This is a genomic window from Pseudomonas sp. CFBP 8772, assembly GCF_014841665.1.
GTDB classification, from domain to species: Bacteria; Pseudomonadota; Gammaproteobacteria; order Pseudomonadales; family Pseudomonadaceae; genus Aquipseudomonas; species Aquipseudomonas graminis_B.
Genome location: NZ_JACYUI010000015.1, coordinates 86,332 through 110,663, shown reverse-complemented (window position 1 = coordinate 110,663; position 24,332 = coordinate 86,332). Strand labels below are relative to the sequence as shown.

At 60.2% G+C, this 24,332-nt stretch carries 24 protein-coding genes; 10 read left to right on the top strand and 14 right to left on the bottom strand.

Features of this window, described 5'->3' with window-relative positions; translation table 11 throughout:
- Window positions 1-136 precede the first annotated feature (136 nt).
- From IFT99_RS23605 to minC, 4 genes are all read right to left on the bottom strand, one after another.
- The gene (locus tag IFT99_RS23605; protein ID WP_192135484.1) at window positions 137-772 is read right to left on the bottom strand and encodes an RluA family pseudouridine synthase; all 636 of its coding nucleotides are present in this window, start codon (window positions 770-772) and stop codon (window positions 137-139) included.
- Between the two features lie 151 nt (window positions 773-923).
- Window positions 924-1,178: a cell division topological specificity factor MinE gene (gene minE / locus IFT99_RS23600; protein ID WP_037013831.1), complete on the bottom strand. Its 255-nt coding sequence runs from the start codon at window positions 1,176-1,178 to the stop codon at window positions 924-926.
- The gene (gene minD / locus IFT99_RS23595) at window positions 1,178-1,990 is read right to left on the bottom strand and encodes a septum site-determining protein MinD (RefSeq protein ID WP_037013830.1); all 813 of its coding nucleotides are present in this window, start codon (window positions 1,988-1,990) and stop codon (window positions 1,178-1,180) included. The genes minE and minD overlap by 1 nt, the downstream gene beginning before the upstream one ends.
- 200 nt (window positions 1,991-2,190) lie before the next feature.
- Window positions 2,191-2,937, bottom strand: a complete 747-nt coding sequence (minC, locus tag IFT99_RS23590) for a septum site-determining protein MinC (protein WP_074890214.1) — start codon at window positions 2,935-2,937, stop codon at window positions 2,191-2,193.
- Between the two features lie 142 nt (window positions 2,938-3,079).
- Here minC and IFT99_RS23585 point away from each other — a divergent pair, with 142 nt between their 5' ends.
- Together IFT99_RS23585 and IFT99_RS23580 are read left to right on the top strand one after the other, a co-directional pair.
- A complete protein-coding gene (locus tag IFT99_RS23585) occupies window positions 3,080-4,012 on the top strand; it encodes a lipid A biosynthesis lauroyl acyltransferase (RefSeq protein ID WP_065986866.1) in 933 nt (310 codons plus the stop codon).
- 19 nt (window positions 4,013-4,031) lie between these two features.
- Window positions 4,032-5,264: a patatin-like phospholipase family protein gene (locus IFT99_RS23580; protein WP_192135482.1), complete on the top strand. Its 1,233-nt coding sequence runs from the start codon at window positions 4,032-4,034 to the stop codon at window positions 5,262-5,264.
- Window positions 5,265-5,294: 30 nt separating this feature from the next.
- Here IFT99_RS23580 and IFT99_RS23575 read toward each other — a convergent pair whose 3' ends face one another.
- The 3 genes from IFT99_RS23575 to IFT99_RS23565 all read right to left on the bottom strand — a co-directional run bounded on the left by IFT99_RS23575 (window position 5,295) and on the right by IFT99_RS23565 (window position 8,701).
- The gene (locus IFT99_RS23575) at window positions 5,295-6,149 is read right to left on the bottom strand and encodes a pirin family protein (RefSeq protein ID WP_192135480.1); all 855 of its coding nucleotides are present in this window, start codon (window positions 6,147-6,149) and stop codon (window positions 5,295-5,297) included.
- Window positions 6,150-6,606: 457 nt separating this feature from the next.
- Complete coding sequence (locus IFT99_RS23570) at window positions 6,607-7,410, bottom strand: MlaA family lipoprotein (protein WP_065986871.1); 804 nt, start codon at window positions 7,408-7,410, stop codon at window positions 6,607-6,609.
- A complete protein-coding gene (locus IFT99_RS23565) occupies window positions 7,403-8,701 on the bottom strand; it encodes a serine/threonine protein kinase (RefSeq protein ID WP_065986875.1) in 1,299 nt (432 codons plus the stop codon). Before IFT99_RS23565 ends, IFT99_RS23570 begins: the two co-directional genes overlap by 8 nt.
- 221 nt (window positions 8,702-8,922) lie before the next feature.
- Here IFT99_RS23565 and IFT99_RS23560 point away from each other — a divergent pair, with 221 nt between their 5' ends.
- Window positions 8,923-9,288 (top strand): hypothetical protein, encoded by a 366-nt coding sequence (locus IFT99_RS23560; RefSeq protein WP_065986985.1) that lies wholly within the window; start codon window positions 8,923-8,925, stop codon window positions 9,286-9,288.
- Between the two features lie 592 nt (window positions 9,289-9,880).
- On the opposite strand, the gene IFT99_RS23555 is transcribed toward IFT99_RS23560, so the two are convergent.
- Entirely contained in the window at window positions 9,881-11,482 is a 1,602-nt protein-coding gene (locus IFT99_RS23555) for a glycoside hydrolase family 17 protein (protein ID WP_192135478.1), read from the bottom strand.
- 361 nt (window positions 11,483-11,843) lie between these two features.
- On the opposite strand from IFT99_RS23555, the gene IFT99_RS23550 reads away from it, so the two are divergent.
- The 4 genes from IFT99_RS23550 (at window position 11,844) to IFT99_RS23535 (ending at window position 15,741) form a co-directional block, all read left to right on the top strand.
- The gene (locus tag IFT99_RS23550) at window positions 11,844-12,701 is read left to right on the top strand and encodes a glycine betaine ABC transporter substrate-binding protein (RefSeq protein WP_065986879.1); all 858 of its coding nucleotides are present in this window, start codon (window positions 11,844-11,846) and stop codon (window positions 12,699-12,701) included.
- 233 nt (window positions 12,702-12,934) lie between these two features.
- On the top strand, window positions 12,935-13,246 hold the full coding sequence (locus IFT99_RS23545) for a DUF485 domain-containing protein (protein ID WP_065986881.1): 312 nt from the start codon (window positions 12,935-12,937) through the stop codon (window positions 13,244-13,246).
- A complete protein-coding gene (locus IFT99_RS23540; RefSeq protein ID WP_192135476.1) occupies window positions 13,243-14,901 on the top strand; it encodes a cation acetate symporter in 1,659 nt (552 codons plus the stop codon). The genes IFT99_RS23545 and IFT99_RS23540 overlap by 4 nt, the downstream gene beginning before the upstream one ends.
- A 540-nt stretch (window positions 14,902-15,441) precedes the next feature.
- Complete coding sequence (locus IFT99_RS23535; RefSeq protein ID WP_192135474.1) at window positions 15,442-15,741, top strand: hypothetical protein; 300 nt, start codon at window positions 15,442-15,444, stop codon at window positions 15,739-15,741.
- Between the two features lie 566 nt (window positions 15,742-16,307).
- Here IFT99_RS23535 and IFT99_RS23530 read toward each other — a convergent pair.
- Window positions 16,308-16,466: a DUF3309 family protein gene (locus tag IFT99_RS23530; protein ID WP_092410703.1), complete on the bottom strand. Its 159-nt coding sequence runs from the start codon at window positions 16,464-16,466 to the stop codon at window positions 16,308-16,310.
- Window positions 16,467-16,913: 447 nt separating this feature from the next.
- On the opposite strand from IFT99_RS23530, the gene IFT99_RS23525 reads away from it, so the two are divergent.
- The 3 genes from IFT99_RS23525 (at window position 16,914) to csrA (ending at window position 18,530) form a co-directional block, all read left to right on the top strand.
- On the top strand, window positions 16,914-17,726 hold the full coding sequence (locus IFT99_RS23525; RefSeq protein WP_192135472.1) for an SDR family oxidoreductase: 813 nt from the start codon (window positions 16,914-16,916) through the stop codon (window positions 17,724-17,726).
- Between the two features lie 72 nt (window positions 17,727-17,798).
- Window positions 17,799-18,131: a YnfA family protein gene (locus IFT99_RS23520; RefSeq protein WP_074890245.1), complete on the top strand. Its 333-nt coding sequence runs from the start codon at window positions 17,799-17,801 to the stop codon at window positions 18,129-18,131.
- A gap of 201 nt (window positions 18,132-18,332) precedes the next feature.
- Window positions 18,333-18,530: a carbon storage regulator CsrA gene (gene csrA / locus IFT99_RS23515; protein WP_065986888.1), complete on the top strand. Its 198-nt coding sequence runs from the start codon at window positions 18,333-18,335 to the stop codon at window positions 18,528-18,530.
- A gap of 1 nt (window position 18,531) precedes the next feature.
- Here csrA and IFT99_RS23510 read toward each other — a convergent pair whose 3' ends face one another.
- The 5 genes from IFT99_RS23510 to IFT99_RS23490 form a co-directional block, all read right to left on the bottom strand.
- Complete coding sequence (locus tag IFT99_RS23510; protein ID WP_192135470.1) at window positions 18,532-18,762, bottom strand: YheU family protein; 231 nt, start codon at window positions 18,760-18,762, stop codon at window positions 18,532-18,534.
- 64 nt (window positions 18,763-18,826) lie between these two features.
- A complete protein-coding gene (locus IFT99_RS23505; protein WP_065986892.1) occupies window positions 18,827-20,011 on the bottom strand; it encodes an osmoprotectant NAGGN system M42 family peptidase in 1,185 nt (394 codons plus the stop codon).
- A gap of 92 nt (window positions 20,012-20,103) precedes the next feature.
- Window positions 20,104-21,852 carry an N-acetylglutaminylglutamine synthetase gene (ngg, locus tag IFT99_RS23500; protein ID WP_192135468.1) on the bottom strand — a complete coding sequence of 583 codons (1,749 nt, stop codon included), beginning with the start codon at window positions 21,850-21,852 and terminating at the stop codon, window positions 20,104-20,106.
- A gap of 3 nt (window positions 21,853-21,855) precedes the next feature.
- Window positions 21,856-23,628, bottom strand: coding sequence for an N-acetylglutaminylglutamine amidotransferase (locus tag IFT99_RS23495; RefSeq protein WP_065986895.1), 1,773 nt, complete (start codon window positions 23,626-23,628; stop codon window positions 21,856-21,858).
- A gap of 434 nt (window positions 23,629-24,062) precedes the next feature.
- A complete protein-coding gene (locus tag IFT99_RS23490) occupies window positions 24,063-24,290 on the bottom strand; it encodes a hypothetical protein (protein WP_065986897.1) in 228 nt (75 codons plus the stop codon).
- Between the last annotated feature and the right edge of the window lie 42 nt (window positions 24,291-24,332).

The following is a 24,332-nucleotide window of genomic DNA, read 5'->3' as shown; positions in this document are numbered from 1 at the left end:
AGCGACGTTGTTTCATTTGATAGTCCTACGCCCTCCAGCTATGAAGAGGCGACAACTATCCTGACATGGAGGGCTTTTTAAAAGTAACTCGCCGAAGGCGAAACAGCTCTGCCGTTAGGCAGAGCCACAACAACCATCAAAACGGCGCCGGACACTCAAACCTTATCCGCTCGCCCGTCCCCGGATGGGTAAACGCCAGCATGCTCGCATGCAGACACAACCGCGGATACGCCGCCAGGGCCTCCGGATGGGCATACAAACCATCGCCCAGCAACGGATGCCCGATTGACAACATATGCACCCGCAACTGATGCGAACGCCCCGTGATCGGCGTCAACTCAACCCGACAATGGGTGTCATACCGCTCCAGCACCTTCCAGAACGTCAACGCATGCTTGCCGAACTCATGATCCACCACATGACGCGGCTTGGTCGGCGGATCGTAGCGCAACGGCAAATCGATACTGCCACTGTCCAGGTCGGGCTGACCCCAGGCCAGTGCCGTATAGGCCTTCTCCGTCTCGCGGTCATGAAACTGCCGGGACAACTCACGGTGGGTGTCCGCGTCACGGGCCAGCAAAATGATCCCGGAGGTTTCCCAGTCCAGGCGATGGACGATGCGCGCCTCGGGGTAGCCGTTTTCCTGCAGGCGGGTAATCAGACAGTCCTTGTTATCGTCAGCGCGACCAGGGACCGAGAGCAGCAGGGTGGGTTTGTTCACCACCAGGACAGCGTCGTCCTGATGGAGGATATGAACGTTGGACAGCGGCATTGAACGCCTCATCACTCAAACGGGCGCCGCACGATCGAAACAGCCATCGCGGCGCAGAAAACAGGTCTTCAGGAACGCCAACGGCGGCGCGCTTGCCTGATTCCGCCAAGGGATTCAGGCAACCGGGCCGCCGTGGCGACTGCCTTCTCGATCAACGATCAGGCAGGGTGATATTCAGTTCCAGAATCGAGCAGCTGCCGTCGTTTTCAAGGGCGACATGCACGTCATCGTTGCCGATATTGACGTACTTGCGGATCACCTCGACCAGCTCCTTCTGCAAGGCAGGCAGGTAATCCGGGGTGCTGCGTTGGCCGCGTTCATGCGCCACGATGATCTGTAGACGCTCTTTCGCTACCGACGCGGTGCTGGGCTTTTTGTTGGCACGAAAGAAGTCAAAAATGCTCATCAGTTACCCCCGAACAGGCGTTCGAAAAATCCTTTTTTCTGTACGTCCAGGAAGCGGTGCTCACGGTCCTTGCCCAACAGACGGTCAACGGCATCGCTGTACGCCTGGCCAGCGTCGCTCTGATCATCAAGGATGACCGGCACGCCCTGGTTGGACGCCTTGAGTACGGCCTGGGACTCCGGAATCACGCCCAGCAGGGTCACCGCGAGGATCTCCTTGACGTCTTCCACGCCCAGCATCTCGCCCTTGCTCACGCGCTCGGGGTTGTAACGGGTCAGGAGCAAGTGCTCCTTGATCGGGTCTTCGCCACGCTCGGCGCGACGGGACTTGCTGGCCAGCAGGCCCAGCATGCGGTCCGAGTCACGAACCGAAGACACTTCCGGGTTGGTCACAACGATGGCCTCGTCGGCGAAATACATCGCCAGGTGAGCGCCCGTTTCGATACCGGCGGGGGAGTCGCAGACGACGTACTCGAAGGTTTCCTTGAGTTCCATCAGGACTTTTTCCACGCCTTCCTTGGTCAGCGCGTCTTTGTCACGGGTCTGGCTGGCAGCGAGGACGTAAAGACCTTCGATCTTCTTGTCCTTGATCAGCGCTTGCTGCAGGTTGGCTTCGCCGTTGACTACGTTGACGAAGTCGTAAACGACGCGACGTTCGCAACCCATGATCAGGTCGAGGTTACGCAGGCCGACGTCGAAGTCGACGATAACTGTTTTGTGGCCGCGCAGTGCGAGACCGGTACCGATGGCGGCGCTGGTGGTGGTCTTGCCCACACCACCCTTGCCGGATGTAACCACGAGAATCTTGGCCAAGGTGTATCACCCCTAGAGGAAAAGGACGTTGAGTCCCTGAAGAGCCCCTCGTGACGGCGCAACTAAAGCGGGCGAGGGCGGTGATCGGAATCCGTAACGGAATCCCTGCTCGGGAAAACAAAAAAATAACCCGAACATTCCGGTGCCTTCGCGTCGTTTTCGCGACGAATCAGAGTGGCTTAAAAATGGCGCAGTATCCGTTAAAGACGGGTGATGTTCAACACGTCGCCGGACAGACTGATCTGCACACCGGCGCCCCACAGCGGATCCCGGCGCAGGTCTTCGGACACCTTGTACTGACCGGCGATGGAGATCAGTTCGGCGACCATTTGCTGGCAGAAAATCCGAGCCTTGGTATCGCCTTTGATCCCGGCCAGCGCGCGGCCGCGCATCGGGCCGTACACGTGAATGTTGCCGTCGGCGAGCAGTTCGGCGCCGGGGCTGACCGAGGAAATCACCACCAGATCCGAGCCTTGGGCGTAGATCTGCTGACCACCGCGCACAGGCGCCGTGATGATCTTGGTCGGCTTGATCAGCGGCTCGGGCGGTTTTTCGATGATTTCCGGCTTCTTTTTGACTTCGCCTTCCGTCGGATCGAGCGGTCGCTCCCGCGCGCCCGAAGGCGGCAATACCGGCAGGTCGATGGAAATGGCGGCGGCGATGTCTTCGATGCGATTGGCGCGAATGGCCAGGGTGCGCAACCCGTGCTGGCGGCAGATGCGCATCATTGCCGGCAGATCGATCGCGCCTTCATCCGGCGGCAACTTGTCGAGGGCCAGCACCAGCGGTGTATTGCTGAAGAAGTTCGGCGCCTGGGCGACTTTTGCCGCCAGTTGACGATCCAGCGCTTCGAGGTTGTTGCGGGCCAGTTCCAGCACAGTGATGGCCAGCATGCTGCCCTTCAGCTGGAACACGGGGTCCTTGTCTTGCAATTCGATTTGGCTCATGTCGGCATACAGCGGCTTGTCGCTAAAAGTGCCGAGACTTATAACGATAACGCCCGCCAGCCGCAAGGGAGGCGCAACCGACGGGGGCACGATCTGCGCGAACCGATGTAGAATGCCCGCCTTTGTCTTGACGGAAGCTGTAATGGATCGCCCGCGTTTTCGAGCTCACTTTCTTCATCCCCGCTTCTGGCTGCTGTGGCTGGGGCTGGGCGTGCTCTGGCTGATCGTGCAGTTGCCGTTTCGCGTTTTGCTTGTGATTGGCCGTGCGCTGGGCTGGGTCATGTATTACCAGGCGACCGATCGACGGGTGATTGCCGCGCGCAACCTCGAGCTGTGTTTTCCCCAGTATTCAAAGGCCGAGCGCAAACGCCTGCTCAAGGAGAACTTCGCCTCTACCGGCATCGCCTTTTTCGAGATGGCCATGAGCTGGTGGTGGAGCAAGCCCCGTCTTGCGCGGCTGGCCCACATCGAAGGCCTTCATCATTTAAAGCAGGCGCAGCTGGACGGCCATGGCGTCATCCTCATGGCGCTGCACTTCACAACGCTGGAAATCGGCGCGGCTTTGCTCGGCCAGCAGCACACCATCGACGGCATGTACCGCGAGCACAAGAATGCGCTGTTCGATTATGTGCAGCGACGCGGCCGCGAGCGGCATAACCAGGACTCCATCGCTGTCGAGCGCGAAGACGTGCGCGGCATGATCAAGCAACTGCGCAAGGGCCGCGCGATCTGGTATGCGCCTGATCAGGACTACGGCGCCAAGCAGAGCATCTTCGTGCCGCTGTTCGGTATTCAGGCGGCCACCGTGCCGGCCACCAGCAAATTCGCCAAGCTCGGGCACGCGCTGGTCGTGCCGTTCACTCAGGAGCGTCTGGCCGACGGCAGTGGTTACAAACTGGTGATCCATCCGCCGCTGAGCGATTTTCCGGGGGAGAGCGACGAGGCGGACTGCATTCGCATCAATCATTGGGTCGAGCGCGCGGTCACCGAATGCCCCGAGCAGTACCTGTGGGCGCACCGGCGCTTCAAGAGTCGGCCGCCGGGTGAGCCGAAGCTGTACAAGAAGCGTGGCTGAAACCGAGAACTCAATCCCCATGACGACAAGCGCCATAGAACAACAAGCGGTGCGCGACGACTCAGCGATATCTCCCGGCGTCGAGCCCATCACCGGGCTGATCCTGTCCGGCGGTGGCGCCCGCGCGGCGTATCAGGTGGGCGTGCTCGCCGGCATTGCCGACCTGCTGCCGGTCGGCGCCAAAAACCCCTTTCCGGTCATTGTCGGCACCTCCGCCGGGGCGATCAACGCGGTGAAGCTGGCCAGCGGCGCGGCGCAATTTCGTACCGCGATCCACGAACTGACCGACTTCTGGCAGGGCTTTCGCAGCCACCAAGTGTTGCGCAGTGACTGGCCCGGGGTCGTTCGGCAGGCCGCGCGGTTCTTCGGTCGCAGCCTGTTGGGGATCGGTCGCCAACAGGTGCCGGTGGCGCTGCTCAACAGTTCGCCGCTGAAGGATCTGCTGACCGCGCGGCTCAACCTCGACGGCATCCAGGAAGCCATTGAAGCAAAGCATCTGCGCGCGGTGGCAATCACCGCGTTTGGTTACGAGTCGGGGCAGGCGGTCACGTTTTATCAGGGCAAGGGCACGATCGAATCCTGGCTGCGGCACCGCCGCATCGGCCTGCCCACGCGCTTGACCATCGACCATCTGCTGGCCAGTTCGGCGATTCCCTTGCTGTTCGCGCCGGTGAAACTGGGGCAGGAATATTTTGGTGACGGCGCGGTGCGGCAGTCGGCGCCGATCAGTCCGGCGCTGCACCTGGGCGCCAACCGTGTGCTGGTGGTGGGCGTCAGCGGCAACCCCCGTGGCCCGGGCGCGAACCCGCCTGTGCCGCGCGCGGTCCGTGGCACGCAGCCGAGCCTCGCGCAGATCGGCGGGCACATGCTCAACAGTACGTTCATCGACAGCCTGGAGAGTGACATTGAATTGCTGGAGCGGCTGAATCTGGTCAGCCGTATGCTGCCCGGGCCCGACGAGCCCAGGCCGCAGTCGTCGGAATCCACGCCCATTCAGTCCTTGGCGCCCGTGGAGGTGCTGGTGATTTCGCCCAGCCAGCCCATCGACGAAATCGCCGCCCGCCATCGCCGCGAACTGCCCCCGGCGCTGCGCACGTTTCTGCGCGGCCCGGGCGCGACCAAGACCAGCGGGGCGGGGGTGCTGAGTTATCTGCTGTTCGAGTCGGGTTATTGCAGCGAGCTCATCGAGCTGGGCCGCCGCGATGCGATGGCCCAGAAGCAAGAGTTGAAGCGGTTCTTGCGGCTGGACTGACTGCGTTGCTGAATGCCGGAGGGACGGCGATCACGCCGTCAGTTTGTCATCCCGAAAATCCCGCATGGCCTGTTCGATTTCTTCACGGCTGTTCATCACGAACGGGCCGTATTGCACGATCGGTTCGTTCAGCGGCTTGCCAGCGATCAGCAGCACGCGGGCGCCCGCCTGGGTATTCAGCTGAATTTCACCCCTTTCCGACAACCGTGCGAGACGGCTCGTGCCCAGTTTCTGCGGCTGTCCTGCAATCTCGACTTCACCTTCGTACACGTACAGCAGCACGCGATGGCCCTCGGCGACGCGCGGGTTGATGTGGCTGCCGGCGGGCATGTGGAAGTCGAAATACTGCGGCTCGGTGTCCGGACGCTGCACGGCGCCTGCCTGGGACATCTGACCGTCGTCGAATTGACCTGCGATGACCACAACGTCGACGCCGTTCTGCGTGGTGATGCGCGGAATGCGCTCAGGCTGAATGTCGTCGTAGCCGGCGTCGCCCATCTTTGATTTGGCGGGCAGGTTGAGCCACAGCTGGAAGCCGCGCATGGCGCCTTTTTCCTGCTCGGGCATTTCGCTGTGAATGACCCCGCGCGCCGCGGTCATCCATTGCACGCCGCCGCCTTGCAGCAGGCCGACATTGCCCATGTGATCTTCATGGCGCATGCGGCCTTCGAGCATGTAGGTCACGGTTTCAAACCCGCGATGGGGATGCGGCGGAAAGCCGGCAATGTATTCATCAGGGTTCTCGGAGCCGAACTCGTCGAGCATCAGGAACGGGTCGAAGGATTCAACGCCTGGCCCGCCGAACACTCGGGTCAGCTTGACGCCAGCGCCGTCCGACGTCGGTTGGCCGGCCTGGATCGACAGCACGTTACGAAATTGAGGCATGGGGCTCACTCCGGCAGAAGGGGAATGGCGCCTATGGTAGGCCTGTTGGGGCGATGGATGGGTGAGGTTTTTGCGGGGGAATGATCGGGTTTGGCGATGGGTCTGGGGCTTGTTCCGGATACTGTCGGGGAGCCCCTTCATCCGGGCGCCGTAAGGTCGAGCAGCAAACACTGTCCATGTGGGAGCGAGCTTGCTCGCGAAGAGGCCCGAACATCCGACATATCGCCACCGGCCGGACCGCGCACTGGTAGGACTGGCTTTCGCGGGGAAGACGCCGGCATTAACACCCCGAATGTGATGGCGTGCCGACGGGCCTCTTCCCGGCTGAAGCCGGTCCTACCAAAAAGTACCGCGTGCAGTCACACCGCAATGTGATGGCGCGCCAACCGGCCTCTTCCCGGCTGAAACCGGTCCTACAGGTTTTGCTGCCAGCAGTGCCGGCAGCGTTCAGGCCGCGTTACTCGGAAACCTGCAGCTTGCGGGCTTCTGTGTACACGTAACGCACTTTCTCGTACTCGAACGGCGAGTCCATCTGACCGTAGCGGAAGCTGGTGGTGTAGCGACGGTCGATGGCGCGCAGCAGGTACAGCTCAGGGTGGTCTTCGCTGACCTGGGCGACGTTGAGGAAGTTGATCTGCGATTCAGCGGTGAAGTCGAAGACCAGACCGCCAGTGTCACGCAGGTTCGATGGGCCGAGGATCGGCAGCACCAGGTACGGACCGGCCGGAACGCCATAGAAACCCAGGGTCTGACCGAAGTCTTCGCTCTGTTTCTTCAGACCCATCATGGTCGCCGGGTCCCACAGCCCGGCGATGCCCAGGGTGGTGTTGACGATCAGGCGGCCGGTGGTCTCCATCGAGCGCTTGCCCTTGAACTGCAGCAGGCTGTTCAGCAGGTTCGGCACATCGCCCAGGTTGCTGAAGAAGTTGCTGACGCCGGTGCGCACGAAGCTCGGCGTGACGTATTTGTAGCCGTTGACCACCGGCAGGAACACCCACTCATCGAAGCGATAGTTGAAGTGGTAAACCCGGCGGTTCCAGGACTCGAGCGGATCGTAGACATTCAGTGCGTTGAGCGACGAGCGCTCGAACTCTTGAGCGTCCAGGCCCGGGTTGAATTTCAGCGACTTCAACGGCTCGGTGAACCCATCCGGGTTGTCGATCCGCTGGACCGGGGCTGCCTGGGAAACGATCGGCGCGTCGGCCGCGTGGACGGCGCCAGCGCAGAGGAGGGCGGCGATAAGCAATAGACGTTTAGCCACGGAAAAACTCCAGCATGGCGTCGCTGTTGACGCGATAGTTCATGTTGCCGCAGTGACCGCCGTAAGGGTAAACGGTCAGGCGATCGCCAAATGTCTTGCGCAGGAAACCGAGGTCGCCCGGGCCGAGGATCACGTCGTCGGCGTTGTGCATCACCGCAATCTTCTTGCTGCTGGCCAGGTAATCCTTCAGCGCGTACAGGCTGACCTGATCAACCAGTTGCAGCAGGCTGCCGCCGTCGGTGCGGGCACGCCACATCGGGATGACCTGCTCGGTCACGTAGCAATCGAAATCGCATTGCAGTGCGCGCTTGAGGAACGGCGTCAGGCTGGTGCCTTCGCTGATCGGGGTCTTGGGCGGGGTAATCAGGCCGCGACGGTTGATCAGGTCGGAAGTGAACGCGATATCGGCGGCGGAGAAGCGGAACGAGGTGCCGATCAGCATCGCCATCTGTTCATTGGACAGGTGCTGCTTGGACTGCTGGAAGTCATACAGCAGGGCATCGTTCAGGTCGATGTAGCCTTTTTCGCGGAAGTAGCGGGTCAGCTTCTGCAGCACCAGTTCATAGAAGGTGGTGCTGTTGGTGATGCCTTTAACGTCGGTCTGAACCATTTTGTCGAGGTTGGTGATCGACGTGTAGAGGTTCACCGGCGGGTTGATCAGCAGCACTTTCTTAAAGTTGAAGCTGCGGCGGGTTTCGTCGAGTTTGCTGACGAAGGCCGCATCCAGCGCGCCGAGGCTGTAGCCGGTCAGGTAATACTCGGTGACCTGCAGTTTGGACTGCTGGGCGCGAACGGCCTGCATGACGCGGTACAAGTCTTCGGCGTCCTCCTTGGTCACGCCAGGGGTGGCGAAACGCGAGGCGGCGCTCATGAAGTCATAACTGGTCGGCGACGAAAGCTGTACGACGTTGTAACCCGCGCCGTAATAAAGCTTCTTCAGGTATTCGTTCAGGGTGCTGTTATAAGGCGCGCCGGTGCCGGCGATCAGGAAGATCAGCGGCGCAGGGTGGTCTTGTTTGGCGAGGCGATAACGCAGTTTCTTCACGGCCCAGAAGTTGTCCGGCAGTGTGAACTCACGCTCCGGGCGCATCGTGAGGCTGTAATCGTCCTGATCGATGTCGGCGTCTTCAGGCACCTTGGCACGCAAATCCGGTGGGGTCGTGGCGATGGTCGCTTCGAACGGATTGGTCAAGGGGAAGCCATAGCTGGACGGATCGATATCGACCGCCATCACGGACGCACTCAAAAACAGGCCGCCTGATAAGGCGGCGAGGCGCAGAAAACGAAGCATGACTGAATCCCTTGGGAATGATGTGCTGTTGAAATACGCAGGCTATGACACGGGTGTAGTGCCAAAGTGCCGTGACGGCAAGCGACTCTCGCATGACCCTCCGCGACGATACAGGTTATGGCACTTCTGGCCTGTCTGCTCGTGCTTTTTATCGCCCGTATGGTTTTGCCCGGGCGGCTGCGGCTATCCTGCGCGCCGTTGGTTATTTTCTGGAGTGTGTCGTGTCCCGTCGTCTGCCGTTGGTGGTGCTGTTTTTTATCCTGTTGCTGTGGCTGGCCGTCAGTTATGGCTTGCGCTACGGCCTGATGGAAGACGTGCAATGGGTAGGAATTTGCGCTGACGAGGCGTCGAAATGGCAGTGCCAGTTGCGCTCGAACCTGGGCCTGTGGATTCACTTCGGTGTGTTCGGGTGGGGCGCGCTGATTGCATCGCTGGTCGCGTTCTTTGTGCCCCGTCAGGTTGGCCGGGCGCTCGCGGTCGTTGGCTTGTTGCTGGGGATACTGGCGCTGGTGCTGTACACGGCCAGTCTGGCGGTGTTCGCGGTGGTGATTGCCGGGTTGCGGCTGGTGCGGGCTCGGCAGGCGTGACTTAAAAAACCGAGCGCTGAACGCCAAAGCCCAGACAGCATAAAGGGGAGCCGAGGCTCCCCTTTAAATCGTTGCACGTGCTCTTTCTTATTGTTGTAGGGCGGTCTGTTGTTGTTATTGGCAACCGGTCCCTTTACAGCGTCTTCGGTGATCCCCATACGGGATACAAGAGCAAACGTATTTTTTTGAGCGCTGACCTGCTTTGATTCCTCTTCTGCGAGAGGTGATCCAACCCGTTCTGGCCGCTACCTGAGGGTAGTTTTATTGCTCTCGGTCGGGCTGCGAGGCCGGGGCCTCGGTAAAGCGTTTCTACTCCAAAAAAATCTGTTGGCTGCGTCTCTGTGCCGTTGTTCTTGTTATGTCAGAGCCGATTCATCTTATTTTTATTGGGTTTTCACATTTTGTTCTTGTTATGCAGGAGATATAGCAGGGTGCGTGCCAACTTTTGTAATCCCTTTTAAATCAAGGGGTTGTGAAATCTGATCAATCGCCACCCCTGCGGTGTAACGGTTTTTTGTTTCCGTGTTACCCGCCTTCGGGCTTTTCAGTCCCTCGGCGGTAACACAATGTATCCGTGGCGCCGCACACTCGGTTACACAGCCTCTTCGCTGCGGGTCCGCGTACCGCTCGGCGCGGTTAACCGAACATCGATGCGCACGCTGCGCCACAGTGCCAGCGCCATCAGCAGGCTCACCGCCGCCCACGCCCACGCTTGAGGATTGCTCAAGCCTTCGCGAAACAGCTGCGGCACGATGCCCGCGCCGACGATGAACATCAGCAGGCCGATTTCCCGGCGCGGTGCCGCCACCGGGCGAATCAGGTAGACCAAGGCGGGGAGCCACAGCGTCGCCGTCGCGAAGCTGCGGTAGCGCGGATCAAAGACCATCGCCAGCATCATCACCGCCGCTGCGAAGCCGCTGGCGTACAACCACCACGCGGCCCGAGCGTCCAGCCAGGCGAACACGCGCTCGCGCCAGCCCGCGCGGGCTGACAACGCCAGCGCTGCGTGGGCAAGGACCAGCAGATTGAGCGCTACCAGCGCCGCCGCCCACAGGTATTCGCCGGCGAAGCGGCTGGTCACCCGGGCCAGTTCACCCCACGTGCCGATGCAGCAACCGGCGAACGCCGCCAGCAACGGGAGCATCAGCGCGCTGCGTGGTTGACTGACACGGCCGGCCCACGCCAGGGCCATCAGGGCGATGGCACCACTGACCGTCAGCCAGAATGGCCACAAGGGCAGGTTCGAGACCGGCCCGGCCAGCACGCCTTTGTCCTGGCGATCCGCGTCGAACAGCCCCCAGTAACCGCCCACGGCGCCTTCGGACTGGCGCTTCCAGGGCTGGTCGAAGGCCTCGATCAGGTTGTAGTGCCAACCGTGCTGCTCGGCCATCGTGACGAAACTGCGAATGAATCGCGCCTCGTTGACCCGGCTGGGCAACGCCGTTTCACGCTGGCGGCCTTCGCTGGGCCAGCCGGTCTCGCCGATGAGAATGTCCTTGGGCGCGAATTGCTTGCCGAACGTTTCGCGGATCTGCGCGACGTGGGCCAGGGCTTCGTCGATGCCGGTGGGGTCGTCTTCCCAGTACGGCAGCAGGTGGATCGTCAGGAAATCCACGGCAGGCGCGACTTCAGGGTATTGCCGCCAATACTCCCAGACGTCTGCGTAGGTCACCGGCTGCTTGACCTGAGCCTTGACCTGACGAATCAACGTGGCCAGTTGAGCGCCAGTGACTTCCTTGCGCAACAGGCTTTCGTTGCCGACGATCACTGCCGTCACGACATCCGGATGCGTATTGGCTGCCGTCACCAGTGCCTTGATTTCCTTGGCCGTGTCGACCGGATTGCCGTTGACCCAGGCGCCGAGCATCAGCTTGAGGCCGTACTTGCGAGCAATGTCGGGAAGCGCTTCCATGCCGGTCATCGAATAGGTGCGAATGCAGTCGAAACGGGTTGCCAGCAACGCGAGGTCAGCGTCCATGCGCGCGGGGCGCAGGGTGAACGGCTGGTCGAAGGGCGATTGATCCTTGTCAAACGGCGTGTAGGACGCGCACTGCAGTTTGTGGGTCGGCGTGGCGGCGTCCGGCAGAATCACCGGCTTGCCCAGCCAGTACCAATAGCCGCACAGGCCAAGCAGGGCAATCAGACAGGAGAGCAGATAAAGGAGGGCGACAGGGGAGCGGGAGGTTGCGGACATGACGGGGCCGAAGTGGGGCGAAGGTCGGCATAGTAGCAAGATGACGCGGTTACACACCTCATCCTCTCAGCGCTTTTGCACACCATGCAATTTTCGGACGGTTTCATAGCGTCTTTACGACCTGTCTGTCGTTGATGGCCCTGTGATGTCGTTTACCGGGTGGCTGGGTGTCGCTGGCAGGAAAGGCACAAGGTCTGTGGGGGTTGATGATCCACTGTCCACGCAGTGATTGCGTCTGCGCGGGCACGTGGTGGAAGCGTGAAACGCGTGGCTTGCCCCGAACCAGGGCGCGAGTGCGACGTTATAAGAACGTTAACGACGCCCGACCGCTGTCGGGTTCTGGACTACCGGGGAAGTGAAAATGACGATGCGAAAAATCCTGGGTGTCGGTGCCGCGCTGGCACTGGCCATCAGTTCCACGCTGGCCCATGCCGACGCCAAACCCGAGCTGAGCATCGGTTACGTCGATGGCTGGTCCGACAGTGTTGCCACCACCAACGTCGCCGCCGAGGTGATCAAGCAGAAACTGGGTTATCCGGTGAAGCTGCAGGCCGTTGCCGCCGGGATCATGTGGCAGGGCGTCGCGACCGGCAAGCTGGACATGATCCTCTCCGCCTGGCTGCCCGTGACCCACGGCGAGTACTGGACCAAGAACAAGGACAAGGTCACCGACTACGGCCCCAACTTCAAGGACGCGAAAATCGGCCTGATCGTGCCTGAGTACGTGAAAGCCAACTCGGTGGCAGACCTCAAGACCGACGACTCCTTCAAGAAGAAAATCGTCGGCATCGACGCCGGTTCAGGCGTCATGATCAAGACCGACCAGGCGATCAAGGATTACGGCCTCGACGGTTACAAGCTGCAGGCCAGTTCGGGCGCCGGCATGATCGCCGAGCTGACCCGCGCGGAGAACAAGAAGGAGTCCATTGCGGTGACCGGATGGGTGCCGCACTGGATGTTCGCGAAGTGGAAGCTGAAGTTCCTCGAAGACCCGAAAGGTGTATACGGTGCGGCTGAAACCGTCGACAACATCGGCAGCCTGGACCTGGCGAAGAAGGCCCCCGACGTGGCGGACTTCCTGAAGAAGTTCCAGTGGGCCAACAAGGATGAAATCGGCGAAGTCATGCTCGCCATCCAGGACGGCGCCAAGCCTGAAGCGGCGGCCAAGGACTGGGTCGCGAAACACCCGGATCGCGTCAAGGAGTGGACCGGCAAGTAACCGGTCACAAAAGTTTAACGTTGCACCGAACCGTCTGGTGAGCCATCGCCAGGCGGTTTTTTTTTGGCCATTCAGCTCGCCTGTCATGACTTCTTTCAAAGCGGTCGGCAGAAGCGGTGCAATTCGACGTATCTCAACTAATGTCGTTCTAATACTAAGGTCGTCTGGAGTGCAACGCAGAGCGGACTAAAGTGCAAACCGTGACATCCATCTGTGCTGCGAGGACAAAAACAATGAACGACAGCATTTACCTCTCGATTCAGAACAGCCCGCGCTTCAAGGAGCTGGTCTCGAAAAGGGAACGATTCGCCTGGATTCTCTCGGCAATCATGCTTGGGCTCTATGCCGCATTCATCCTTCTGATTGCGTATGGGCCTCAGATTCTCGGCGCTAAACTCAGCGCCACATCAACCATTACCTGGGGTATGCCGATCGGCGTCGGGCTGATTCTGTCCGCGTTTATTCTGACCGCCATCTACGTTCGCCGCGCAAACGGTGAGTTCGATGACCTGAACAACGCGATCCTGAAGGAGGCACAGCAATGATCCGGCGCCTGCTTGCGGCCTTCGGCCTTGCGGCTTTCGCACCGACACTCTGGGCAGCCGAAGCGCTGACCGGTGCGGTGCAGAAGCAACCGTTGAACGTGTCGGCGATCATCATGTTTGTGGTCTTCGTCGGATTCACCCTGTACATCACGTACTGGGCGTCGAAAAAGAACAAGACAGCGTCGGACTATTACTCGGCAGGCGGCAAAATCACCGGTTTCCAGAACGGTCTGGCCATTGCCGGTGACTACATGTCGGCGGCGTCCTTTCTGGGGATTTCCGCGCTGGTGTACACCTCCGGCTACGACGGTCTGATCTACTCCATCGGCTTCCTGGTGGGCTGGCCGATCATCCTGTTCCTGATCGCCGAACGCCTGCGTAACCTGGGCAAGTACACCTTCGCTGACGTGGCGTCCTATCGCCTCAAGCAGAAGGAAATCCGTACCTTGTCCGCCTGCGGTTCGCTGGTGGTCGTGGCGTTCTACCTGATCGCGCAGATGGTCGGCGCCGGCAAGCTGATCCAGCTGCTGTTCGGTCTGGACTATGCGGTGGCGGTGGTGCTCGTCGGTATCCTCATGTGCCTGTACGTGCTGTTCGGCGGCATGCTGGCGACCACATGGGTACAGATCATCAAGGCGGTGATGCTGCTCTCCGGTGCGTCGTTCATGGCGTTGATGGTGATGAAGCACGTCAACTTCGACTTCAACGTGCTGTTCTCGGAAGCTGTGAAGGTTCACCCGAAAGGTGAGGCGATCATGAGCCCGGGCGGTCTGGTGAAAGATCCGATCTCGGCGTTCTCCCTGGGTCTGGCGCTGATGTTCGGCACCGCGGGCCTGCCCCACATTCTGATGCGCTTCTTCACCGTGAGTGATGCGAAGGAAGCCCGTAAGTCGGTGCTCTACGCGACTGGTTTCATCGGCTACTTCTACATCCTGACCTTCATCATCGGTTTTGGCGCGATCCTGCTGGTCAGCACCAATCCGGCGTTCAAGGACGCGGCGGGCGCGCTGCTCGGCGGCAATAACATGGCAGCGGTTCACCTGGCCGATGCGGTCGGTGGCAGTCTGTTCCTGGGCTTTATCTCGGCGGTGGCGTTCGCAACCATCCTGGCGGTGGTGGCAGGTCTGACCCTGGCCGGTGCGTCGGCGGTGTCTCACGACTTGTATGCCAGTGTGATCAAGGCGGGCAAGGCTAACGAGAAAGACGAGATCCGTGTGTCGAAGTACACCACGGTGGCGTTGGCGGTCGTGGCGATTCTGCTGGGTATCGCGTTCGAGAGTCAGAACATTGCGTTCATGGTGGGCCTGGCGTTCTCGATTGCGGCGAGCTGTAACTTCCCGGTGTTGTTGCTTTCGATGTACTGGAAGAACCTGACCACGCGTGGCGCGATGATCGGCGGCTGGATGGGGCTGGTCAGTGCGGTGGTGTTGATGGTCCTCGGTCCGACCATCTGGGTGCAGATTCTGCATCACGAGAAGGCGATTTTCCCGTACGAGTATCCTGCGTTGTTTTCGATTGCGATTGCGTTTGTCGGGATCTGGTTTTTCTCGATTACGGATAAGTCGAAGGCGGCAGAAGGTGAGCGCGCGTTGTTCTTCCCGCAGTTTGTGCGTTCGCAGACGGGCCTGGGGGCCAGTGGTGCGGTGTCGCATTGATGTGAGGTAGTGCTGTTGTGGAAACGCCCCGATTAATTCGGGGCGTTTTTGTTTTGAAAGCGTTTGAGATCAAGAGCGTCTGCCTGGGGGCAGACTGTTTCGCCTTCGGCGAGTTACTTGGAAAAGCACCCCAAGTAACCAAGGGTGCTCGCTCCTGGTTTGGCCCTTCCTTCGTCAGGGTTCCTTCACTCCGGTCTCGCTCCGTGGGCCCGCGCCGAACGGACATCCATGTCCTGACGGCGCTCTCGCGGCATCCATGCCGCTCGGCCCACTCCGCGAGACCTACGTTCAGCCTGCACCCAAGTCGCGATTGGTGGTGACTGGGCTTTTTGCGTAGGAAGAGCAAGATCACAAGCGCGTCCGGTGTAGGACCGGCTTTAGCCGGGAAGGGTCCAGTTCAGGCGCGGGTAAATCTGAGGCAGATGTCATTTTTGCGATCAGTGCTTAAAAAAGATTGAACCGCTTTTACGCCGGTTCGCCTAATGATCAGCGTGTGGAGATTCCCACAGGCCTTGTGCTAATACCGGCACTCTTCGAGAGGTGGTTAACGTGGCTAAAGACGACAAGAAAACCAAAGGTGAAGCTTCGAAAGCCAGCAAGGATTTGAAGGACAAAAAGTCCTCTCCGGAAAAGAAATCAGCGGCGGCCTCGACTCTTTCCAAGTCTTCTGAAAAGAAAGACACCAAGAAAGACACCAAGAAAGACACCAAGAAAGCGGCTGAACCAAAGAAAGCCGCTGAGCCAAAGAAGGCGGCAAAGAAAGCTGACAGCAAGCCAGAAAAGGCCAAGAAATCAGACAAGGCAGAAAAGGCTGACAAGCCTGCAAAAAAGAAAAAGTAATATCTGCACCTGGCTAGGGCTTCACGCCCTAGCTTCCCCAGAACGTTCTGTTCGATCGTTGTAAATCCCCCCCGATCTCCTCAACACCCAGTGGCTGCCGCTGACGGGCGAACGCAAGTTTCTGAATTGTTAATGTTCAAACCGACCCATTCCCGGCTAAAGCCGGTCCCACTAAAAAGCACCGCGTACACCCCGGTAGGACCGGCTTCAGCCGGGAAGCTCTTGATCTGCTTTAAAGCGCTTTTGATCTTCGTACACAAAAGGCTCAAACACCGCCAATCGCGACTTTGGTGCAGGCTGAACGCAGGTCTCGTGGAGTGGGCCGAGCCGCATGGATGCGGCGAGAGCGCCGTCAGGGCATGGATGCCCGTTCGGCGCGGGCCCACGGAGCGAGACCGGAGTGAAGGAACCCGACGAAGTCGGGCCTAACCGAGAGCAAGCACCCTTGGTTACTTGGGGTGCTTTTCCAAGTAACTCGCCGAAGGCGAAACAGTTCTGCTCCAGCAGAACCGCTTCCATAAAAAAACCGCGCCTAAGCGCGGTTCTTTTTAATGTCAGCCCGGCAGTTAGATCCTGCCCAGCAGCACCAATATCAGCAGGATCACCAGGATCGTACCGATGATGCCCGACGGACCGTAGCCCCAGCTTCTGGAGTGCGGGAATACCGGAAGTCCACCGATCAACAGCAGGATGAGGATGATGATCAGAATTGTGCCGATGCCCATGACGAGTTCCTTCTAGTGTTCTTGGAAGATGGCTATGCAACTCAAGACGTTGCCTCTCAGGCGAGTCATTGTGCTGCTTGATGAATCCGACTGTCGCTTTAATCAAAAGGTTCTGAGCGGCGGAAATAAAAATTAACGCCTGTGAAAAAATCGATATAAATCATGGGTTTGAAATTTTAGCAAGACAATTTATCGCAGCAGATTTTGATTAAAAATGCGCAAAAAGTGCCTGGCTTAGTGTGGAACGAACCTGCAACTAACTGGTCGCCAAGTTTGATATAACACGCCGCGCTTTAATCAACCCGCAGACCGAATACATCCAAAAGAGTGGCCATCCATTCAAAGCATCGGTTTGCCTCTCATATTCAGCGACCTGATGAAGGGTTTGTCGGACAATCCTCCTGTTTACACTCTGGCTACTTCTTCGTAACCGACAGGGCGTCTGCTATGCACAATCGCATCATGATCACCGGCGCAGGGTCCGGGCTGGGACGCGAGATCGCGCTGCGCTGGGCGCGCGAAGGGTGGCAGCTGGCGCTGTCGGATGTCAGTGACAGCGGCCTTCAGGAAACCCTGCGCCTGGTGCGCGAAGGAGGGGGGGACGGTTTCGTTCAGCGCTGTGACGTGCGGGACTACAGCCAGCTCACCGCGTTCGCCCAGGCCTGCGAACAGAAACTCGGCGGCATCGATGTGATCGTCAACAACGCCGGCGTCGCTTCAGGCGGATTCTTTGGCGAATTGTCCCTGGAGGATTGGGACTGGCAGATCGCGATCAACCTGATGGGGGTGGTCAAGGGCTGCAAAGCGTTTTTGTCGCTGCTGGAACAGAGCAAGGGCAAGATCATCAACATCGCTTCCATGGCGGCGTTGATGCAGGGGCCGGCGATGAGCAATTACAACGTCGCCAAAGCGGGGGTGGTTGCGCTGTCGGAGAGCCTGCTGATCGAACTGCGCCAGCAGGAAATCAGCGTGCATGTGGTGTGTCCGTCGTTCTTCCAGACCAACTTGCTGGATTCCTTTCGCGGCCCCACGCCGGCGATGAAAGCCCAGGTCGGCAAGTTGCTGGAGAGTTCGCCCATCAGCGCGACGGACATCGCCGATTACATCTACCAGCAGGTGGCCAGTGGCGAGTTCATGATCCTGCCCCATGAGCAAGGGCGAATGGCCTGGCAGCTCAAGCAGAAAAATCCTCAGTTGCTGTACGACGAGATGGCCACTATGGCGGAGAAGATGCGCGCCAAGGCGAAGTCCGGAAGCTGAGCCAGACATTCTGAACGGGTCTTTTCTGATAGGGTGGCCGGCACTTTCCGGCTGCCCAAGACGAGGCTCATTGTGCTCAATTACCTGTGGTTTTTCCTCGCCGCGCTGTTCGAGATCGCCGGGTGTTATGCCTTCTGGATGTGGCTGCGCCAGGGCAAGAGCGCGCTGTGGGTGATTCCGGCGCTGATCAGCCTGACGCTGTTCGCCGTGCTGTTGACCCGGGTCGAAGCCACGTATGCCGGGCGCGCCTACGCAGCCTACGGTGGCATCTACATCATTGCTTCCATTGCCTGGCTGGGCGTTATCGAACGTGTCCGCCCGTTGACGTCCGACTGGATCGGCGTTGGCCTGTGCGTGATCGGCGCGACCATCATCCTGCTCGGCCCGCGCTGGTCAGCCGCCTGATGCGCCGTGCCTGAGGCACAACCTGACGTCTGCCGTACCTTTCTCCGACCCGTGGGCCGGAAATGTCCAAGTGCGTAGGAAGCGTCTGTCGGCCATGTTCTTGAAGGGATGAAGGGCGTTACTGATTTTGCTCTGGCGCATTGAAGCGCGGGGACCTGAGCGTCAACCTGCTTCCTCGGTTACAGCCAAGGAGTAGGACGTATGCTGGTATTGACGCGGGAAATCGGAGAGACCTTCAACATTGGCGATGACATCACCGTGAAGGTGCTGGGCATCACCGGCAATCAGGTGCGCCTGGGAATCGATGCGCCGCAGAGCATCAGGATTCATCGGGCAGAAGTTATCCGACGGATCGCCTCGCGGCTGCAGCACCTCGCCAACCGGTTGCCGGGCAGGTGACCTATTCCTCGAAATATTCCTTTGGCACGTCATACTTGAGCATCAGCTGACATTGCTGGCTGTCCATGTCGAAAAAAATCACTGCCTGACCTTTGCTCAGCGCATGGCGCACCCGCAATACGCGGGTTTCGAGGGGGGTGTCGTCGCCGTTGTCAGTACCGTCGCGGGTCACGAAATCCTCGATCAGGCGCGTCAGGGTGTCGGCTTCGAGTTGGTCGTAAGGGATCAGCATAGGTTTCTCGGCCATCACAAAAAGTACACGGGGCGGCGATGCTATCGCGCCCCGTGCGGGCAGGCTACCGCTGCCCCACCAATGTATCCACCGACGGCACACGAGTGTCGCTTTCCATCTGCGCGTCGTGCTCCAGCTGATGGCTGAAGTTCTCCAGCGATGCGTTGGACGGATGCGCGTCGCTGGCAAACACTGGCGGGCTCATGATGTAGGCGGTGAGCAGACGGCTCAGCGTGCTCAAGCTGTCGATGTGGGTGCGTTCGTAACCATGGGTCGCGTCGCAGCCGAACGCCAGCAGGGCGGTGCGCGTGTCGTAACCGGCAGTGATCGCCGAGTGCGCGTCGCTGTAGTAATAGCGGAACAGGTCGCGTCGTACGGACAGTTCGTTTTGCTCGCCCAGGCGCAGCAAATGGCGTGACAGGTGATAGTCGTAGGGGCCGCCGGAATCCTGCATCGCCACGCTGACCGCGTGTTCGCTGGAGTGCTGGCCGGGGGCAACGGGGGCGATGTCGATACCGACGAACTCGCTGACGTCCCACGGCAGGCTCCCCGCAGCGCCGCTGCCGGTTTCTTCGGTAATGGTGAACAGCGGGTGGCAATCGATCAGGGGCTCGACGCCGCTGTCGACGATGGCTTTGAGCGCCGCGAGCAGGGCGGCGACGCCGGCCTTGTCGTCCAGATGGCGCGCGCTGATATGCCCGCTGTCGGTGAACTCGGGCAACGGGTCAAATGCCACGAAGTCGCCGATGTTGATGCCCACCGATTCACAATCCGCGCGGGTCGCGCTGTAGGCGTCCAGGCGCACTTCGACGTGGTCCCAACTGATGGGCATCGTGTCGACGGCCGTGTTGAACGCGTGCCCGGACGCCATCAACGGCAGCACGCTGCCGCGAATCACGCCATTGTCGGTGAACACGCTGACGCGGCTGCCTTCGGCAAAGCGGCTGGACCAGCAACCGACCGGGGCCAGACCCAGCCGGCCGTTGTCTTTGACTTCGCGAACGCTGGCACCGATGGTGTCCAGGTGCGCGGAAACGGCGCGGTCGGGACTGTTCTGTTTACCTTTCAACGTGGCGCGGATGGTGCCGCGGCGGGTCAGCTCGAACGGGATGCCCAGTTCTTCCAGGCGCTCAGCGACGTAGCGCACGATCGTGTCGGTGAAACCGGTGGGGCTCGGGATCGCGAGCATTTCCAGCAGGACTTTCTGCAGGTAATTCAGATCCGGTTCATGGATGTTTGCAGTCGTCATAGGAACCTCAGTGTGGGGCGCTGAATGACCTGATAGCGGGCTCGCTGGCGGATTCGATCCGCCGGCAAGCTCACTGCTACAGGAATGGCGCCTTAGCCATGGGCAGGCTGGCTGTGGGGAAACAATAGATCGACGAAGCGCTCGGCCGTCGGTTGTGGCTCGTGATTGGCCAGACCGCAGCGCTCGTTCGCTTCGATGAATACGTACTCCGGCTGATCGGCGGCGGGGACCATCAGGTCCAGGCCGACCACCGGGATATCGAGGGCGCGCGCGGCGCGTACTGCGGCGTCCTTCAGTACCGGGTGAAGAATCGCGGTGACGTCTTCCAGACAGCCGCCGGTGTGCAGGTTCGCGGTACGTCGCACGGCCAGGCGCTGATCGGCCGGTAATACACTGTCGAAGCTGAACCCCGCTTCTTCAACGGTGCGGTGGGTTTCATCGTCCACCGGGATCTTGCTCTCGCCGTCGGTAGCGGCAGACCGTCGCCGGCTCTGGGCCTCGATCAATTGGCCGACGGTGTGACGGCCATCGCCGATGATCTCGGCGGGCCGACGGATCGCGGCGGCGACCACGTCGAATCCGATCACGACGATGCGCAGGTCCAGGCCTTCATGGAAGCTCTCGAGCAGCACACGACTGTCGAACTGGCGAGCACGCTCGACTGCTGCCTGGACGTCTTCGATGGTGCGCAGGTCCACGGCCACGCCCTGACCCTGCTCACCGTCGACCGGTTTGACCACGACGCGCTGATGTTCTTCAAGAAACGCCAGGTTATCGTCGCCATTGCCGGCCAGCTGCTGCACCGGCACTGCCAGACCTGCGGCCTTCAGCGTTTTCTGGGTCATGCGTTTGTCCTGACACAGCGTCATGCTGACCGCGGTGGTCAGGTCGCTCAGTGACTCCCGGCAACGCACGCGGCGACTGCCATGAATCAGCGTGAACAGCCCGGCTTCCGCGTCATCCACCTGCACCTCGATGCCGCGGCGATGGGCTTCTTCTACGATGATCCGGGCATAGGGGTTGAAGTCCGCCTGGGGGCCGGGGCCGAGAAACAGCTTCTCGTTGATGCCGTTTTTACGCTTGATGGCGAAGGTCGGCAGGTTGCGGAACCCCAGCTTGGCGTAAAGGCTCTTTGCCTGCTGATTATCATGCAGCACCGACAGATCCAGGTACGCCAGACCCCGGCTCTGGAAGTGCTCGACCAGATGACGCACGAGCACTTCGCCGACACCGGGCCGTGTGCATTGCGGATCAACCGCCAGACACCACAGGCTGCTGCCATTTTCGGGATCGTTGAAAGCCTTTTGGTGATTCAAGCCCATCACGCTGCCGATCACGGCATTGGTGGCCTCGTCTTCCGCGATCCAGTAAACCGGGCCGCCGTGATGACGCGGTGTCAGCAGGTTGGGGTCGATGGGCAACATGCCACGGGCGATGTACAGGTTGTTGATCGACGTCCAGTCTCCCTCGCTTTGTGCCCGGCGAATCCTGAAGCCACGAAACACGCGCTGGGCCGGGCGGTAATCGCTGAACCACAGGCGCAGGGTGTCCGACGGATCGAGAAACAGCTGTTGCGGCGATTGCGCCAGCACCTGTTGCGGGGCAGCGACGTATAAAGCGATGTCGCGCTCGCCCTGCTTTTCGTTGATCAAATCCTGCGCGAGAGAGGCCGGGTCAGGGTAGGTATGGCCAATCAGCAGCCGTCCCCAGCCGCAATGCAGAGCCAGCGGTTCTGTCTCAGGCGTGCTGCCGTCTTCGGCAAGGCGAGCCTGCAAGCGTTCGTACGACGGCGCCTGGCCGCGCAACAAGCGCTGGTTGTGAATCGAAGCGTTGGCTTTCATCGGTCAGAGTCCTTGTTCGCTGAGCCAGAGGTTCAGCGCTGCAAGCTGCCACAGCTTGGAGCCGCGCAGTGGCGTCAATTGACCCTGCGGATCTGTCAGCAGTTTGTCGAGCATGACCGGGTTGAACAGCCCGCGGTTCTGGCTTGGATCGAGCAGCAGATCGCGCACCCAGTTGAGCGTGTTGCCTTCCAGGTGCTTGAGGCCCGGTACCGGGAAATAACCTTTTTTGCGATCAATGACTTCTGACGGGATCACCAGGCGCGCGGCTTCTTTGAGCACTTGCTTGCCGCCGTCCGGCAATTTGAAGCGGCCGGGAACGCGGGCAGACAGCTCGACCAGTCGATAGTCCAGAAACGGGGTGCGCGCTTCGAGGCCCCAGGCCATGGTCATGTTGTCGACGCGCTTGACCGGGTCATCCACCAGCATGACAGTGCTGTCCAGTCGCAGGGCTTTGTCCACTGCGGCATCAGCGCCCGGCATCGCGAAGTGCTCGCGCACGAAATCACCGGCTGCGTCATTCGCCGTCAGCCACTTCGGGGTAACGGTTTCGGCGTATTCGGCGTAGCTGCGGTCGAAGAACGCATCGCGATAGGCCCCATAGGGGTCGCTGGCGCCGTCCACTTGCGGGTACCAGTGGTAACCGGCGAACAACTCGTCCGCGCCCTGACCGCTCTGAACCACCTTGCAATGCTTGGCGACTTCGCGGGACAGCAGATAAAACGCGATGCAGTCGTGGCTGACCATCGGCTCGCTCATCGCACGGAACGCGGCGGGCAGTTGCTCGATGATCTCGCTTTCCTTGATGCGCAACTGATGATGGTTGGTGCCGTAGTGTTTGGCGATGAGGTCCGAATACTGAAACTCATCGCCGCGTTCGCCGCCGGCATCCTGGAAGCCGATGGAGAAGGTCGACAGATCCTTAACGCCCACTTCGCGGAGCAAACCGACCAGCATGCTCGAGTCAACGCCACCGGACAGCAGCACGCCGACGTCCACCGCAGCGCGTTGACGGATGGCAACGGCTTCGCGCGTGCTGTCGAGCACACGGTCGCGCCAGTCTTCAAGGGTCAGATTCGCTTCGTCGGCGTGCGGGCCATAGGGCAGCGTCCACCAGACTTTCTGCTCAACCTTGCCTTCGGCACTGACGCGCATCCACGACGCCGGCGGCAGTTTTTCAACCCCCGCCAGCAGGGTGCGCGGTGCAGGCACTACGGCGTGGAAGTTCAGGTAATGGTTGAGTGCGATCGGGTCGAGCATCGGGCTGATGTCGCCGCCTTTCAGCAGCGCCGGCAGGGCAGAAGCAAAACGCAGGCGCTTGTCGGTGCGCGACAGATACAGCGGCTTCACACCAAGACGGTCGCGGGCAATGAACAGGCTTCTGTTGTCGCGCTCCCAGATGGCGAACGCGAACATGCCGTTGAGCTTGGGCAGCATGTCGGCGCCCCAGGCGTGATAGCCCTTGAGCAGCACTTCGGTGTCGCCGCCGGAATGGAACTGATAGCCGAGGCCTTCGAGTTCGGCACGCAGTTCCGGGAAGTTGTAGATGGCGCCGTTGAAGGCCAGGGACAGGCCCAGGTGACTGTCGATCATCGGCTGCGCCGATCCGTCCGACAGGTCCATGATCTTCAAGCGACGATGGCCGAGGGCAACCGGCCCCTGGCTGTGAAATCCCCACGCATCCGGGCCGCGAGCCGCGAGATGATGGGTGATACGTTCTACTGCGGCGAGATCCGCAGGTTGATTGTCAAAGCGTAGTTCGCCAGCTAATCCGCACATCTGTCCTAAACCCTTTATGTTTTCGGCGTGTTTGGCGTTACTGGGATTGCGCGGCGATGAAGGCCGGGTTCACACCGGGCATCAGGCACGTGGTTGCGTACGTATGGCGCGTTTCGTACATCCTGCGCTGTCAAATCCCAAGCTTGCGCAATGCACTCAGCCAGTAACGTTTGGGCCCTGTCCCGGCGTGGATATACAGCCCTGACCTGAGCCCACTTCCTTATGGCGCAGACACATCATCAGGGCGCGCTGCCGTCAGCGGCCTAGCTTTATCGAGTACCGGCAGGCGTGGATCGTTCAATAAAAACATTGCAGGCGAGGGAGGTGTGCCCGGGTTTTCAATCACTGACGACGTTTTTCGTGGGGTGTCGACTCGCTCATAGGTCCAAGAAGCATCCCCACGTCATGTCTTGGGAGCGCATACCTCGCCCGAGTCAACGCGAGCGGTTGGCGATCCGTAAAGCAGCGCTTTTGATGTACTTCACCGAGTTGGCAAGGTTACCGGCATGACTTTCGAGGAGCATGAGGTCCTCTTGTCGACACACAACTCTCTGAGCCTTCAGGTAGATGGCATGACCTTCGAGAAATTGCGACAGAGAGTCAAAGTAAGCCGCCGAATCTTCGAGATCCAGCTGCATATCTTTCAAGCTTAATGTAGGCATTGAGGCTCCAGACGCTATTGAAGCAGGCGTCCTGGCCTGACG

What these genes read in the sequence shown, in the direction of transcription:
- IFT99_RS23580 (WP_192135482.1), top strand. Translation starts at nt 4,032, where the DNA reads ATGACGACAAGCGCCATAGAACAACAAGCGGTGCGCGACGACTCAGCG.
- IFT99_RS23495 (WP_065986895.1), bottom strand. Translation starts at nt 23,628, where the DNA reads ATGTGCGGATTAGCTGGCGAACTACGCTTTGACAATCAACCTGCGGAT.
- minE (WP_037013831.1), bottom strand. Translation starts at nt 1,178, where the DNA reads ATGAGCATTTTTGACTTCTTTCGTGCCAACAAAAAGCCCAGCACCGCG.
- IFT99_RS23530 (WP_092410703.1), bottom strand. Translation starts at nt 16,466, where the DNA reads ATGGGCATCGGCACAATTCTGATCATCATCCTCATCCTGCTGTTGATC.
- IFT99_RS23555 (WP_192135478.1), bottom strand. Translation starts at nt 11,482, where the DNA reads ATGTCCGCAACCTCCCGCTCCCCTGTCGCCCTCCTTTATCTGCTCTCC.
- csrA (WP_065986888.1), top strand. Translation starts at nt 18,333, where the DNA reads ATGCTGGTATTGACGCGGGAAATCGGAGAGACCTTCAACATTGGCGAT.
- IFT99_RS23490 (WP_065986897.1), bottom strand. Translation starts at nt 24,290, where the DNA reads ATGCCTACATTAAGCTTGAAAGATATGCAGCTGGATCTCGAAGATTCG.
- IFT99_RS23525 (WP_192135472.1), top strand. Translation starts at nt 16,914, where the DNA reads ATGCACAATCGCATCATGATCACCGGCGCAGGGTCCGGGCTGGGACGC.
- IFT99_RS23575 (WP_192135480.1), bottom strand. Translation starts at nt 6,149, where the DNA reads ATGCCTCAATTTCGTAACGTGCTGTCGATCCAGGCCGGCCAACCGACG.
- IFT99_RS23505 (WP_065986892.1), bottom strand. Translation starts at nt 20,011, where the DNA reads ATGACGACTGCAAACATCCATGAACCGGATCTGAATTACCTGCAGAAA.
- IFT99_RS23510 (WP_192135470.1), bottom strand. Translation starts at nt 18,762, where the DNA reads ATGCTGATCCCTTACGACCAACTCGAAGCCGACACCCTGACGCGCCTG.
- ngg (WP_192135468.1), bottom strand. Translation starts at nt 21,852, where the DNA reads ATGAAAGCCAACGCTTCGATTCACAACCAGCGCTTGTTGCGCGGCCAG.
- IFT99_RS23540 (WP_192135476.1), top strand. Translation starts at nt 13,243, where the DNA reads ATGATCCGGCGCCTGCTTGCGGCCTTCGGCCTTGCGGCTTTCGCACCG.
- IFT99_RS23545 (WP_065986881.1), top strand. Translation starts at nt 12,935, where the DNA reads ATGAACGACAGCATTTACCTCTCGATTCAGAACAGCCCGCGCTTCAAG.
- minC (WP_074890214.1), bottom strand. Translation starts at nt 2,937, where the DNA reads ATGAGCCAAATCGAATTGCAAGACAAGGACCCCGTGTTCCAGCTGAAG.
- IFT99_RS23550 (WP_065986879.1), top strand. Translation starts at nt 11,844, where the DNA reads ATGACGATGCGAAAAATCCTGGGTGTCGGTGCCGCGCTGGCACTGGCC.
- IFT99_RS23585 (WP_065986866.1), top strand. Translation starts at nt 3,080, where the DNA reads ATGGATCGCCCGCGTTTTCGAGCTCACTTTCTTCATCCCCGCTTCTGG.
- IFT99_RS23605 (WP_192135484.1), bottom strand. Translation starts at nt 772, where the DNA reads ATGCCGCTGTCCAACGTTCATATCCTCCATCAGGACGACGCTGTCCTG.
- IFT99_RS23565 (WP_065986875.1), bottom strand. Translation starts at nt 8,701, where the DNA reads ATGCTTCGTTTTCTGCGCCTCGCCGCCTTATCAGGCGGCCTGTTTTTG.